Origin of the sequence: Micromonospora sp. NPDC050695 (assembly GCF_040654415.1) — a bacterium.
Lineage (GTDB): Bacteria > Actinomycetota > Actinomycetes > Mycobacteriales > Micromonosporaceae > Micromonospora.
This window is the reverse complement of sequence record NZ_JBFAHZ010000019.1, coordinates 1-13,265: the sequence shown is the minus strand read 5'-3', so window position 1 is coordinate 13,265 and position 13,265 is coordinate 1. Positions and strand designations below refer to the sequence as shown.

Below are 13,265 nucleotides of genomic sequence, written 5' to 3'. Positions count from 1 at the left end.
GATCGACCGCCCGCTCATTGCCGGCTGTGACGGGCCGCACCCGTCCGGTTCTACTGGGCCGGTTGCCCGGCTGTTCTTCCGGAGGCTCACCGGTGATGGCCGGGTCATCGCCTTACGGCCGTCAACGATACAAGACCCACCCACCGCACCGCCGCCGAGTAAACGCGCGCGCCGGCACCCTAGGCTGGCCGGGTGATCCGGATCGAGTTGGACGAGCCGACGCTGGGCCGTACCCGGATCGCCACCAGCCCGCTCTGGGAGGTGCTGACCAGCCTGTTCGTGCTGCGCCGGCCTCCGAAAGAGGTGCCCTGGCCGTACACCGCCTGGGCGCGGCACGCACGGCGGGTGCTCGACGAGGTGCCGGCGGCCGCGCCGGCCCGGCTGCTGACCGTCGGCCTACCCGCACCGGACTTCCTCAGCCCGATCCCCACGTCGGCCGCGCCGACCCTGGCCGAACAACTCGCCGAACTGCGGGCGACGCCGGCTGAGGTGATCGCCGAGCAGATCCCCCGCTACTACGACCCGGACGACCTGCCGGAGTGGCTGGGCCCGTTCGTCACGGACCGGCGGGCCGCCCTGGACCGGCTCGCCGACGGCATCGAGGCGTACTGGGAGGCGGCCATCGCGCCGTGGTGGCCGGCGATGCGGGCAGCGCTGGACGAGGAGGTCCTGCACCGGGCTCGGGCGCTCGCCGCCGACGGTCCGGACGCCCTGCTGGCCGACCTGCACGAGCGGGTGCGCTGGGACAAGCCGGTGTTGACGCTGGTGAAGCCGTCGGAGCAGCAGTTCGTGGCGGTGGACCAGCGGCTGCTGCTGATTCCCCTGATCTTCTCGCAGGGAGCACTCGTCTGCGCCACCGACCATCCGGAGATCGTCGCCGTCTCCTACCAGGCGCGCGGGGCGGTGGTGCTCGCCGAGGGTGGGCCCACCTCGGCACCCCGGACCGCACCGGCCACGGATCGGTTGGCGGTGCTGGTCGGCCGGGGTCGCGCCCAGGTGCTGCGGGCCCTGGTGCGGCCGGCCACCACCGCCGGTCTCGCGGCCACTCTGGGGCTCGCCCCGAGCACCGTGTCGGAGCAGCTCTCCGCTCTGCTGGCCGCCGGCGTGGTGCACCGCCGCCGGGCGGGCCGACGGGTGCTCTACGGCCTGGAACCGGCCGGACTGGCGCTGGTGCAGCTCATCGGTGACGAGCCGGTGAGCGCCTCGGCCTGAGCATTCGGCTCGATCCGAATTCGTTTCGCACCCGTCCCGGTCGCTTCTAGCCTGCGTGTCGCGAGCGAACACGCGATCGAGGCGGTCGGGGTGAGCCGCACGTACCGCAGCCGCAGGGGATGGTGACGACCCCAGCGTCGGGAGGATCAGGCAGTCCGCGGCGTCGACCTGACGGTTGGCAACGGGGAGCTGTTCGGCCTGCTCGGACCGAACGGCGCTGGCACGACCGCGACCATCGAGCTGCTGAGCACCCTGCTCATCCCGACCGCCCGGGGAGGCCGTCCACCCGCCCGACCCCGTCGATCATGGCGTTGCCGCCGCCCCCGTCGGGGTGCCGCGGCGACAACGCCATGATCAACCAAGGGGTCAGGGGGCGGGGAGGGTCGTGCTCCAGAGGGAGGTGCCGTCCCGGTCACGCAGGTGGACCGTCAGGGCCTCGGACTCGCCGTCGATGGACACCTCGCCGAAGTGCTGGAAGCCCTCCGCCGGGGAGGTGTTCGCCCGTGGCGGGGCGTGCACGAAGGCCGCCTGCGGGCCGAACGTGCCGTCCAACGCGTTCGGGCCGAACGCGCCGGCGTGCGCCGGACCGGAGACGAACTCCCAGAACGGCGTGAAGTCGCCGACCGCGGCGCGCGACGGGTCGTAGTGGTGGGCGGCCGAGTAGTGCACGTCGGCGGTCAGGAAGACCATGCCGGTCACCCCGGCCCGGTGGGTGGCCCGCAGCACCTCGGCGAATTCCAGCTCACGCCCGGCCGGCGCGCCCGGGTCGCCCTGCGCGACACCCTCCTGGGCGGTCGGACCGTCCGGCACCACGACCCCGATCGGCAGGTCGTTGGCGATCACCTTCCAGGTCGCGGTGGACCTCTTCAGCTCCCGGATCAGCCACTCCCGCTGCTCCCGGCCGAGCAGACCACGCTTCGGGTCGGCGTACGTGTTGCCGTCGTTGGGGTCCTTGTGAGTCCGCATGTCGAGCACGAACACGTCCAGCAGCGGCCCGTACGACAGCCGCCGGTACAGCGGCCCGTTGTCCGGCACGGGCAGCCACTCGTGGAACGCCTGACTCGCCCGGGCGGCGAGCACGTCGACCCGTTGCTCGGTGTAGCGCGGGTCGTCCAGGATCTCCCCCGGGTACCAGTTGTTGAGCACCTCGTGGTCGTCCCACTGGTTGATCTGCGGCACCGCCGCCGCGAACTCCCGCAGGTGCTCATCGAGCAGGTTGTACGCGAACTGCCCCCGGTACTCGGCCAGCGTCTCGGCGACCTTGCTCTTCTCCGGGGTGACCAGGTTGCGCCAGATCCGCCCGTCGGGCAGCGTCACCGACTCGACCAGCGGGCCGTCGGCGTACACGGTGTCGCCGCTGCACAGGAAGAAGTCCGGCCGGGTCTCGCGCATCGCCCGGAAGATCGACATTCCGCCGTAGGTCGGGTCGATTCCCCAGCCCTGCCCGACGATGTCCCCGGTCCAGACGAACCTGACGTCACGTCGCTGGTGCCGCCCCGGGGCGGTGGTCAGCGAACCGGTCAGCGGCTCGCTGACCACGCCGTGCCGGTCCAGGCTCTCCACCCGGACCCGGTAGTGCAGCCGCTCGCCGTCCGGCAGGCCCCGCAGCCGGACCTTTCCGGTGAAGTCGCCGGTCGGGGCCAGCACCGGGCCGCGCAGCGTCCGCGCGCCGCGGAAGTCCGGCCGGCGGCTCACCTCGACCAGCATCCGACCCGGCCGGTCGGCCCGCGTCCACACCAGCGCCGAGTCCGCGGTCACGTCGCCGCTCTGCACCCCGTGGGTGAGGACCGGGCGTCCCGCCGGGCGCCAGGCCGGAGCGGCGTTCGCCCCGGCGCCACCCAGCAGGGCGCCGCCGGCGACTCCGGCCCCGGCCACCAGGCCGGCCTGCAGCAGGGTACGTCGATCAAGCTCGGTCATTCTTCCTCCCGATCATGGGTTGACCACGTCGGTCTATCGGTCGGAGGCGACCGTGAGCGGCGGCCCGGGTGACGCGAACGTGAACGCCAGTCGTCCGGTCGGCTTGACCCCCGGTGGCGCGCTCACGCAAACTTCGCCGGTGCGTTCGCTTCGATACGACGAATTTCAGGCCATGCGCCGGTTTCCCGCGCTGGACGGGCTGCGGGCGGTGGCGGCGATCATGGTCTTCGCCTTCCACTACGGCGGCCCGTCCTGGAAGTGGCTGACCGGCTGGATCGGCGTCCACCTGTTCTTCGTGCTCTCCGGCTTCCTGATCACGACGCTGCTGCTGCGTGAGGAGCACCGGTACGGCAGGGTGTCGCTGCGCGCGTTCTACCTGCGGCGGTTCTTCCGGATCATGCCGGTCTACCTGCTCGTGCTCTTCCTGACCTGGGGCCTGGCCCGGCTCAGCGGCAGCGCCGAGACGATCGAACGCCTGATGAAGTACTACCTGCTCTTCATCAACGAACTCCTGCCCGGGACCGCGCCGTACCTGCACTCCTGGACGATCGGCATCGAGCAGAAGTTCTACCTGTTCTGGCCGGCCATCGCGTTCGTCCTGGTGACCGCCGCCTTCCGCCGCCGGCTCGCGGTCACGGCCGGTCTGCTCGTGCTCTTCATCGCGATGATCCCGCCGGACATCGCCTGGCTGAGCTGGCCGATCCACTACGTGGCGATCCTGCTCGGCTGCCTCACCGCCGTGGTGATGCACCACCCGCGAGGCTTCGCGCTGGTTCGGCCGTTGACCCACCCGGTGACGGCGACCGCCGCGATCGTGGTCTTCATCGTGTTCCAGGTGGCCGTGCAGTACTGGCCGATCCGGTTCGGCCAGGAGGCGCTGATCGGCACGTACGCCGCCGCTGCCGCGCTGCTGCTGCCGCCCCTGCTCTCGCGCAGCGTGCTCGCCCGCGGGCTGGGGCTACGTCCGCTGGTCTTCATCGGCGAGCGGTCGTACTCGATGTATCTGATCCAGTCCATCGCGGCGCGGGTGGCGGTGGGCCTGCTGCCGGCCATGGGCCGGCGCAGCACCGCCGTCTTCCTGGGCGCCGTGGTGGTGGCGCTGATCGTCGCGGACGTGCTCTACCGCTGGGTCGAGCTACCCATGATCGAGGTGGGGCGCCGGTTGGCCGCCCGGGTGACCCGGCGTGGTCCGCGCGACAGCGACGGCACCACGCCCACCACGCCCACCACGCCCACCCCGTCCGCCACGGCCGCCGAGGACGTCCAGATCCCCCCGACGCGGGAGGTGCTGGCGGACACCGTGCCGGCGGGCCGCGGCTGATCCAGCACCGCCTCCCGGGCATGAGCGGGGTCACAGCCACGGTTGTCACGGCCCACCCCGGCCGATCCGTCGTGACGGTATCGGACCGATCAGGGAGGTAGTCGTGCAACGGATGAACCCGACCCAGGTGGCGCCGCAGGCGTACCAGGCGGTCATGGGGATGGAGAAGTACGTCCAGACGAACGTCGACCACACCGTGCTGGAACTGATCAAGCTGCGCGCGTCGATGATCAACGGATGTGCGTACTGCGTGGACATGCACAGCCGGGACGCCCTCGCCAACGGCGAGTCGAGCCGTCGGCTGTTCGCGGTCGCCACCTGGCGGGAGGCGCCGTTCTTCGACGAGCGGGAACGGGCCGCGCTGGCGCTCACCGACGCGGTCACCCAGCTCGGCGAGCACGGGGTGCCCGACGAGGTGTGGGACGCCGCCGCGAAGGTCTGGTCGGAGAAGGAACTGGCCGACCTGGTCTTCGCGATCGCCACAATCAACGTGTGGAACCGGATCGGGGTGACGATGCGCCTGGAGCCTCCGGCGCACGTGTGACCAACGCGGCGGCAGAGGCGGCCGGTGCGCTGCAGGCGCACCGGCCGATGCTGCTCGGGCTCGCCTACCGGCTGCTCGGCAGCCGCCACGACGCCGAGGACGTGCTCCAGGAGACGTACCTGCGGTGGCTGGGCGTGGACCGCTCGACGGTGGACGAGCCCCGTCGGTACCTGTCCCGGGTGGTCACCCGGCTGGCCCTGGACCGGCTGCGGGCCCGACAGGCGGCCCGCGAGAGGTACGTGGGGACGTGGCTGCCGGAGCCGGTGCCGACCGTGCCGTCACCGTTCGGCCCACTGGACCGCGTCGAGCTGCGTGACTCGCTCTCGACCGCGCTGCTGCACGTGCTGGAACGGCTCACCCCGCCGGAGCGTGCCGTGTACGTCCTGCACACCGCCTTCGAACTGCCGTACACCGAGATCGCGGAGATCCTGGACCGGACTCCCGCGGACTGCCGGCAGCTGCACCACCGGGCGGTGACCCGGGTACGGCAGGAGCAGCGGCGGTTCACCGCCAGCCGGTCGGAACGGGAGCGGCTGCTCGACGCGTTCCTGGCCGCAGCCCGCGACGGTGACCTGGCGACGCTCACCGGACTGGTCGCCGGAGATGCCATCGCCTGGAGCGACGGTGGTGGACGGGTGCGGGCGGCCCGCAACCCGATCACCGGCTCGGAACGGATCTCCCGGTTCTTCGCCGGGATCTACGGCCCCCACCGGCGCTGGACGACCCGCAGGCTGGAACTCAACGGGGAACCCGCCGCGCTGCTCACCCGCGACGACGGCAACCGGTACGCGTTGACCGTCACCGCGGCCGAGGGCCGGATCACCGGGATCTACCTGGTCGGCAATCCGACGAAACTGCCCCCGGCCGGCTGAAGCGGAGCGTCAGCCCAGCTCGGGAAACCAGAGCGCGATCTCGCGCTTGGCGCTGTCCGGTGAGTCGGAGGCGTGCACCAGGTTCTCCCGGTTGGACAGCGACAGGTCGCCCCGGATCGTGCCGGCGGCGGCCTTGCGGCCGTCGGTCGCGCCGACCAGCCCGCGGACGACGTCGATGACCTCATCGCCGGAGAGCACCAGGGCGACCAGCGGGCCGCCGGTCATGAAGTCCTTCAGCGGCGGGTAGAACGCCTTGTCGACGTGCTCGGCGTAGTGCGCGTCGGCGAGCGCGGCGTCCATCGTCCGGTGCACCATCGCGTCGATTCGCAGCCCCTTGCGCTCGAAGCGGGAGAGGACCTCGCCGACCAGGCCGCGGCGGACCGCGTCGGGCTTGATCAGAACGAGGCTACGCTCATCCGGGCTGTTGCTGGACACGCTGGGTTCCTCCTGTACGCGCTGGACGCTCGGGATCGGTACGGTCAGCCTAGCGACCCGGTCCCGGCCCCGGCGCGGCGGCCGGTCTTTCCCCCGGTGGCCGATCCGGCCTAGCCTGGCCCTGACCCCCGGGAGGTCCACTGTGGCGAATGGCGGGAACCGGCCCATCGCGCCGGTACGCAAGCTGATCGGCACGGTGCTCGGCACCGTGGCCACGTTCGTCGTCCTCTTCGGCCTCGGCATGACCAGTTGGCCCATCGTGGCGATCGGGGTCGCCCTGCTGGTGCTGGCGATCGCGCTGGCCACCGTAAAAGGCGGTGGGCGCACCTGGGTGGTCGGCGTCGGGCACGTGCACAGCGCGTCCGAACCACCCACCCAGTACGCGTTCGGCCGCTGCGAGCTGCAACTGGTGATCGATGCCCCCGGCCTGCCGCCGCGATCCAAGAAGATCATCGAGCCACGGGTGCCGGTGTCGAAGTGGCCGTCGCTGGGCCAGACCCTGCCGATCCGGGTCGCGCTCGACGACCAGCGGCACGTCAAGGTCCTCTGGGACGAGGTGGCGACGCACGCCGAGTCGGCGGCCGTCGCCGACCTCCCGCCGGAGTTCGCCGACGCCGAACCCCTGGACGAGATGCTGATCCAGCAGGACGCCCCACCGTGGGCCGACCGCGCGCCGGACGACGACTTCCGCGACCAGTTCGGCCCGGACCCGTTCCGTGACCCGCTCGGCCCGGACCCGCTGCGCGCCGATCCGCTGCGCGACGACCCGGGTGTCGACCCGGAGGAGCGCGAGGCGGTGGTGATGCACCAGAGCCCGGGCGGCCCGGTGGTGCTGGAGGGTGTCGTCGTCGAACAGCCGGCCGGCCAGCCGACCACGGGCGGGCTGCCCCGACGGGCCACCCCGGCACCGCGCCCGCCCGCCGAGGAGCGCTTCGACCAGCCCGAGGCCGAACGCTTCGACCCGGCTCCCGCCCAACGTTCCGGCTCCGCCGCGACGGACCCTCTGGACCCGCTCGACCTGCCCCTGGACGATCCCACCTCGGGCACGGCGACGACGACCGGGCCCGTCACCGCCGAGGAACTCGACGAGGCGATCTTCGGGTTCGACGGGGGCACCACGGCGGACCCGGCCGGCCCGATCAGCGGGGTGGGCCTCACCCTGCTGGTCACCGACCTGGACCGGTCCCTCGGCTTCTACCGCGACATGCTCGGCTTCACCGAGGTCGACCAGGGGGCGGGCAACGCCGTGCTCGCCTCCGGCACGACCCGACTGGTGCTGCGCGAGGTCACCGGGGCCGCCCCGATCAGCCGCCGGCTCGTCCACGTCAACCTCGAGGTCGACGACATCGAGGCGGCGTACGAGCGGTTGCGCGGCTCGGGCGTCCGCTTCACGTACGCCCCACGGGTGGTCAACCGGGGCAGCAAGCTGGAGGTGTGGGCGGCGGCCTTCCGCGACCCGGACGGCCACGGCATCGCCCTCACCCAGTGGCGCGAACGGGCCGACGCCTGAGCCGGGTCAGCCGAGGATGACCCGGCGGACGTGCACCGCGTACGCCCACACCAGCGCGAAGATGACGCCCAGCGCGAACAGCGACCAGTGCAGCAGGCCGGCCAACAGCAGCAGGCCCTGGAGCACGGTACCGGCGTGCCACGCCCAGGGGCGGCGCATCATGCCGGCGACCAGGATGGCGGCCACCGCCAGGGCCACCACCGCGCCGATCGCCGCGCCGCTCAGGTCACCCCCGACCACCCGGATCGGCTGGATGGCCAGCAGCAGCACCAGCGCCTCCAGGCCGAGCGTCCCGGCGCCCAGTCCGCGTACCGCCCGTTGCGGGTCACGCAGCCCCGACCGGCGCGGCTGCCCGCCCGGCTGATCGGCCGGCTGCGCCTCCCCAGGCTGATCGGCCGCGTGCGCCTCCCCTGAGGCCCCGGGCCTGGCCTGGTCGGGCGACGCCCCGCTCGGCCCGTCGGTGGCGCGGGAGTTCCGCTCCGGGCCGGTCATCGCACCAGCAGCCGACGGGCGTCGGCCACCGTCACCACCGACCCCGTGACCAGCACGCCGACCCCGCTCAACTCACCGGGGACGTCCTCCTCGGCCAGCGCCACCGCCACCTCGATCGCGTCCGGCATCTCGTCGGCCGACTCGACCCGCTCCTCGCCGAAGATCTCCACGGCCAGCGCGGCGAGTTCCTCCGTCGGCATCGCCCGCGGCGAGCTGTTGCGGGTCACCACCACCACGTCGATGACCGGTTCCAGCAGCTCCAGCAGGCTCGACGCGTCCTTGTCGGCGAGTACGCCGAGCACCGCCACCAGCTTGCTGAACGCGAACTCCTCCTGCAGCGCCGTCACGGTGGCAGCCATGCCGTGCGGGTTGTGCGCGCCGTCCAGCAGGATGGTCGGCGCGTTGCGGACCCGTTCCAGCCGCCCCGGGGAACTGGTCGAGGCGAAGCCCTCCCGGACCGCCTCGACATCCAGCTGCCGCGTGGTCCCCGCGCCCAGGAACGCCTCCACGGCGGCGAGCGCCACGGCGGCGTTCTGCGCCTGGTGCGCGCCGTGCAACGGGATGAACACGTCGTCGTAGACACCGCCCAGCCCCTGCAGGCTGAGCACCTGACCGCCGACCGCGATGGCCCGACTCAACACCCCGAACTCGGCGCCCTCCCGGGCGATGGTGGCGCCCACCTCGGCGCAGCGCTCCAGGAGAGGCCGCGCGGCCTCCTCCTCCTGCGCCGCCGCGATGACGGTGGCGCCCTGGTGGATGATGCCGGCCTTGGCCAGCGCGATGTCCTGGAGCGTGTCACCGAGCCACTCGGTGTGGTCCAGGCCGATCGGGGTGATCACGCAGACCCCGGCCTGGATCACGTTCGTGGCGTCCTCGGCGCCGCCGAGACCCACCTCCACCACCGCGATGTCGACCGGCGCGTCGGCGAACGTGGCGAACGCCAGCGCGGTGGTCATGTCGAAGTAGGTCAGCGGCTCGTCGGACCGCGCGTCGACCAGCTCCGCCAGCGGCTTGACCTCCCGGTACACCGCCGCGAACCGCTCCTCGCTGACCGGCTCCCCGTCCAGGCTGATCCGCTCCCGCACCGTCTCCAGGTGCGGGCTGGTGTACCGGCCGGTGTGCAGCCCGAACGCCCGCAACAGCGAGTCGATCATGCGAGCGGTGGACGTCTTGCCGTTGGTGCCGGTCAGGTGGATCGACGGGTACGCCCGCTGTGGACTGCCGAGCAGGTCGAGCAGCGACTCGATCCGGTCCAGCTCGAAGACCATGCGGGTGAAGCCCCGGGCGGCCAGCTCGGCCTCGACGGCGGCGAAATCGGTACGGTCGGTCACGAGGGAAGCGTCTCCAGAGCAGCGTCGATCCGGACCAGGTCGGCCTCGGCGATGGCGAGCCGGTCGCGGATCTTCGCGACCACCGGCTCGGGGGCCTTGCCGATGAAGGCCGGGTTGCCGAGCTTCGCCCGGGCCTGCGCGACCTCCTTCTCAGCCGCCGCGCGGTCCTTGGTGAGGCGGGCCCGCTCGGCGGCCACGTCAATCGACCCCCGGGTGTCCAACGCGACACCGACCGCGCCGGGCATGGCCAGCGTGGCGCTGGCCTGAAAGTCGTCGCCGGCCGGGTCCAGCCGGACCAGCGAGCGGATCAGCGGCTCGTGAGCGGCGATACCCGCCCCGGCCAGCCCGTCCAACCGGGCGGCCACCCGCTGCGTCGGGCGCAGCCCCTGGTCGGACCGGAACCGACGGATCTCGGTGACCACCCGCTGCACACTGGCCAACTCGGCCTCGGCGGCATCGTCGACCAGCGTACGGTCGGCCACCGGCCAGGCGGCCGTCTGCACCGTCTCCCCACCGGTCAGCGCGAGCCACAGCTCCTCGGTGACGAACGGGATCACCGGGTGCAGCAGCCGCAGCAGCTGGTCCAGCACGTGCCCGAGCACCCGGCGGGTGGTCTCGGCCCGCTCACCGCCCTCGGCGAGCACCGGCTTGCTCAGCTCCACGTACCAGTCGCAGACGTCGTCCCAGGCGAAGTGGTAGAGCAGGTCACACACCTTGGCGAACTCGTACGCCTCGAACTGCTCGTCGACCTCGGCGGTGACGTGCGCGAGTCGGGACAGGATCCACCGGTCGACGGTGGAGAGCCGCTCGGCGGCCGGCAGCTCGCCGGTCGTGTGCGCCCCGTTCATCAGGGCGAACCGGGTGGCGTTCCAGAGCTTGTTGCAGAAGTTGCGGGAGCCCTGGCACCAGTCCTCGCTGACCGGCACGTCCTGCCCGGGGTTCGCGCCGCGGGCCAGGGTGAACCGGGTGGCGTCGGCGCCGAACCGGTCGATCCAGTCCAGCGGGTCGACCACGTTGCCGAACGACTTGGACATCTTCTTGCCGTGCTCGTCCCGGACCATGCCGTGCAGGGCCACCACGTCGAACGGCTGCTTGCCGTCCATCGCGTACAGGCCGAACATCATCATCCGGGCGACCCAGAAGAAGAGGATGTCGTAGCCGGTGACCAGGACACTCGTCGGGTAGAACTTCGCGAGATCCACCGTCTGCTCGGGCCAGCCGAGGGTGGAGAACGGCCACAGCGCGCTGGAGAACCAGGTGTCCAGCACGTCCTCGTCCTGCCGCCAGCCGTCCCCGGTCGGCGGCTGCTCGTCCGGGCCGACGCAGACGATCTCACCCTGCGGGCCGTACCAGACGGGGATCCGGTGCCCCCACCACAGCTGGCGGGAGATGCACCAGTCGTGCATGTTGTCGACCCAGGCGAAGTAGCGCTTGGCCAGCTCGGCGGGCTCGATACGCACCCGGCCGTCGCGCACCGCGTCGCCGGCGGCCTGGGCCAGCGGCGCCGTGTTGACGAACCACTGCAACGACAGCCGCGGCTCGACGGTCGTCTTGCACCGCGAGCAGTGCCCGACCGCGTGCACGTACGGCCGCTTCTCGGCCACGATCCGGCCCTGCTCGCGCAGCGCCGCCACGATCGCCGGCCGCGCCTCGAACCGGTCCAGCCCCTCGAAGGGGCCGGGCACGGTGATCACGCCACGCTCGTCCATCACGGTGAGCGCGGGCAGGTCGTGGCGCTGGCCGATCTCGAAGTCGTTCGGGTCGTGCGCCGGCGTCACCTTGACCATGCCGGTGCCGAACGACGGGTCGACGTGCGCGTCGGCGACGATCGGGATGCGGCGGCCGGTGAGCGGCAGCTCGACCTCGGTGCCGATCAGGTGCTGGTACCGCTCGTCGTCGGGGTGCACCGCGACGGCGGTGTCGCCCAGCATCGTCTCGGCCCGGGTGGTGGCCACCACGACCTCGTCGCTGTACCGGATGGAGATCAGCTCACCGTCGTCGTCGGTGTGCTCGACCTCGATGTCGGAGAGCGCGGTCAGGCACCGCGGACACCAGTTGATGATCCGGTTGGCCCGGTAGATGAGGCCCTCGTCGAAGAGCTTCTTGAAGATCGTCTGGACGGCGCGGGTCAGACCCTCGTCCATGGTGAAGCGCTCACGGTCCCAGTCGACGGAGTCGCCGAGGCGCCGCATCTGCCCGAGGATCGCCCCACCGGACTCGGCCTTCCACTGCCACACCCGCTCGACGAACTTCTCCCGCCCGAGATCGTGGCGGGACAGGCCCTCGGCGGCGAGCTGACGCTCGACCAGGTTCTGGGTGGCGATGCCGGCGTGGTCCATGCCGGGCAGCCACAGCGCCTCGAAGCCCTGCATCCGCTTGCGACGGGTCAACGCGTCCATCAGCGTGTGCTCGAACGCGTGACCCATGTGCAGGGAGCCGGTGACGTTCGGCGGCGGGATGACGATGGTGAAGGGCGGCTTGTCGCTGTCGGCGGAGGCCCGGAAGTGCCCGGCGGCTACCCACTGCTCGTACCGTCGCTGCTCTACCTCACCGGGCTGGTACTGGCCGGCCAGGGCGGGTGCATCGGGGCGTTGGGCATCGAGTCTGTCGGTCACTCGTGAAAGTCTACGGAGGGCTTCGGCGGACCCGACGTGCGCCACCTGCCATTCGCGTACGGTGTCGGCTATGTCCGACGCACATCTCACCGAGCGCCCGCTCGACGGCGGTCGCGAGCCCGTCGAGCTGACCGACGAGCCGATCCGGCTGAGCACCCGTGACCCCGGGGGCGACCCCGACGAGCGGCAGGCCGGCTGGTCGCGGCGACGCAAGGTCGGCTGGGCGGTGGCGCTGGTGGTCGGTCTGGCCGGAGCCGGGGTCCTCGGCGTCGGCGGGTGGCGGGTGGCGCAGCAGAAGGACACCGCCCTGACCTCGCCGGACCAGGTGGCGGGCCTGACCCGCGACGACAGCGAACGGGCGAAGAGCACCGCCGACTACCTGCGCAGCGGCCTGGCGGCCGACATCGAGCTGGACCGCAGCTTCGGCGCGGTCTACCGCGACCCGGCCGACGACAAGCGGTCCGTCCTGATCTTCGGGGGCACCACCCTGCTCTGGCAGCCGGAACGGGACCTGGACAGCCTGTTCGGCCTGATGTCCGACGAGACGGGCGCGGTGAGCGGGCTGCGCGAGCTGCCCGCGGGCGACCTGGGCGGCGTCATGAAGTGTGGCAGCACCAGCGGCGAGGGCGGCGACTTCGCGGTGTGCGGCTGGGCCGATCACGGCAGCGTGGTGATGGCGATGTTTCCGGGGCGCTCGGTCAGCGACGCCGGCGGCCTGATGCGCCACCTCCGCGCCGGAATGCAGACCCGCGACTGACCCACCCGCCCGAATCTCGTTGACCGACTCGGTTTCGGTGATATCGGGGGAGCCCCGCCCCGGGACACCCCGATATCACCGAGTCGGTCACCACAACCAGGGTTGCGCAGAAGCCTCGGAAACGCAGAAAAGGCCACCCCCTGCGGGGTGACCTTTTCTGGAATGATTGTCCGGCGGCGTCCTACTCTCCCACACCCTCACGAGTGCAGTACCATCGGCGCTGGAGGGCTTAGCTTCCGGGTTCGGAATGTTACCGGGC

General features: G+C 71.9%; 12 protein-coding genes and 1 rRNA gene. 7 read left to right on the top strand and 6 right to left on the bottom strand.

Translation table 11 applies throughout. The annotated features are described in order from the left end of the window. Nucleotides 1-192 precede the first annotated feature (192 nt). A complete protein-coding gene (locus AB0H52_RS16810) occupies nucleotides 193-1,212 on the top strand; it encodes an ArsR family transcriptional regulator (RefSeq protein ID WP_151493111.1) in 1,020 nt (339 codons plus the stop codon). 168 nt (nucleotides 1,213-1,380) lie between these two features. Then, nucleotides 1,381-1,566 (top strand): hypothetical protein, encoded by a 186-nt coding sequence (locus tag AB0H52_RS16805; RefSeq protein WP_357948452.1) that lies wholly within the window; start codon nucleotides 1,381-1,383, stop codon nucleotides 1,564-1,566. A 12-nt stretch (nucleotides 1,567-1,578) separates the two neighbouring features. On the opposite strand, the gene AB0H52_RS16800 is transcribed toward AB0H52_RS16805, so the two are convergent. Beyond that, on the bottom strand, nucleotides 1,579-3,129 hold the full coding sequence (locus tag AB0H52_RS16800) for an alkaline phosphatase D family protein (RefSeq protein ID WP_151492435.1): 1,551 nt from the start codon (nucleotides 3,127-3,129) through the stop codon (nucleotides 1,579-1,581). 139 nt (nucleotides 3,130-3,268) lie between these two features. On the opposite strand from AB0H52_RS16800, the gene AB0H52_RS16795 reads away from it, so the two are divergent. The 3 genes from AB0H52_RS16795 (at nucleotide 3,269) to sigJ (ending at nucleotide 5,866) form a co-directional block, all read left to right on the top strand. Next, on the top strand, nucleotides 3,269-4,450 hold the full coding sequence (locus AB0H52_RS16795) for an acyltransferase (protein ID WP_357948329.1): 1,182 nt from the start codon (nucleotides 3,269-3,271) through the stop codon (nucleotides 4,448-4,450). 103 nt (nucleotides 4,451-4,553) lie between these two features. Next, complete coding sequence (locus AB0H52_RS16790) at nucleotides 4,554-4,994, top strand: carboxymuconolactone decarboxylase family protein (RefSeq protein ID WP_357948326.1); 441 nt, start codon at nucleotides 4,554-4,556, stop codon at nucleotides 4,992-4,994. Further along, complete coding sequence (gene sigJ / locus AB0H52_RS16785; RefSeq protein WP_151492433.1) at nucleotides 4,991-5,866, top strand: RNA polymerase sigma factor SigJ; 876 nt, start codon at nucleotides 4,991-4,993, stop codon at nucleotides 5,864-5,866. The genes AB0H52_RS16790 and sigJ overlap by 4 nt, the downstream gene beginning before the upstream one ends. Nucleotides 5,867-5,875: 9 nt before the next feature. Here the strand turns inward: sigJ and ndk are convergent, their stop codons facing one another. After that, complete coding sequence (gene ndk, locus AB0H52_RS16780) at nucleotides 5,876-6,301, bottom strand: nucleoside-diphosphate kinase (protein WP_151492432.1); 426 nt, start codon at nucleotides 6,299-6,301, stop codon at nucleotides 5,876-5,878. A 142-nt stretch (nucleotides 6,302-6,443) separates the two neighbouring features. Here ndk and AB0H52_RS16775 point away from each other — a divergent pair, with 142 nt between their 5' ends. Continuing rightward, complete coding sequence (locus tag AB0H52_RS16775) at nucleotides 6,444-7,811, top strand: VOC family protein (RefSeq protein ID WP_151492431.1); 1,368 nt, start codon at nucleotides 6,444-6,446, stop codon at nucleotides 7,809-7,811. A 6-nt stretch (nucleotides 7,812-7,817) separates the two neighbouring features. On the opposite strand, the gene AB0H52_RS16770 is transcribed toward AB0H52_RS16775, so the two are convergent. Genes AB0H52_RS16770 through AB0H52_RS16760 form a run of 3 tightly spaced genes read right to left on the bottom strand, consistent with a single transcriptional unit; the run spans nucleotide 7,818 to nucleotide 12,249 of the window. Then, complete coding sequence (locus AB0H52_RS16770; RefSeq protein ID WP_357948321.1) at nucleotides 7,818-8,303, bottom strand: DUF4233 domain-containing protein; 486 nt, start codon at nucleotides 8,301-8,303, stop codon at nucleotides 7,818-7,820. Then, nucleotides 8,300-9,634, bottom strand: coding sequence for a folylpolyglutamate synthase/dihydrofolate synthase family protein (locus AB0H52_RS16765; protein ID WP_151492429.1), 1,335 nt, complete (start codon nucleotides 9,632-9,634; stop codon nucleotides 8,300-8,302). Before AB0H52_RS16765 ends, AB0H52_RS16770 begins: the two co-directional genes overlap by 4 nt. Further along, complete coding sequence (locus tag AB0H52_RS16760; RefSeq protein WP_151492428.1) at nucleotides 9,631-12,249, bottom strand: valine--tRNA ligase; 2,619 nt, start codon at nucleotides 12,247-12,249, stop codon at nucleotides 9,631-9,633. The genes AB0H52_RS16765 and AB0H52_RS16760 overlap by 4 nt, the downstream gene beginning before the upstream one ends. Before the next feature lie 70 nt (nucleotides 12,250-12,319). Between AB0H52_RS16760 and AB0H52_RS16755 the strand changes: the two genes are divergently transcribed. Beyond that, on the top strand, nucleotides 12,320-13,006 hold the full coding sequence (locus AB0H52_RS16755; RefSeq protein ID WP_151492427.1) for a hypothetical protein: 687 nt from the start codon (nucleotides 12,320-12,322) through the stop codon (nucleotides 13,004-13,006). A gap of 168 nt (nucleotides 13,007-13,174) precedes the next feature. Here the strand turns inward: AB0H52_RS16755 and rrf are convergent. Then, a 5S ribosomal RNA gene (rrf, locus tag AB0H52_RS16750) occupies nucleotides 13,175-13,265 on the bottom strand; the annotation flags it as partial.

What these genes read in the sequence shown, in the direction of transcription:
- AB0H52_RS16800 (WP_151492435.1), bottom strand. Translation starts at nt 3,129, where the DNA reads ATGACCGAGCTTGATCGACGTACCCTGCTGCAGGCCGGCCTGGTGGCC.
- AB0H52_RS16770 (WP_357948321.1), bottom strand. Translation starts at nt 8,303, where the DNA reads ATGACCGGCCCGGAGCGGAACTCCCGCGCCACCGACGGGCCGAGCGGG.
- AB0H52_RS16755 (WP_151492427.1), top strand. Translation starts at nt 12,320, where the DNA reads ATGTCCGACGCACATCTCACCGAGCGCCCGCTCGACGGCGGTCGCGAG.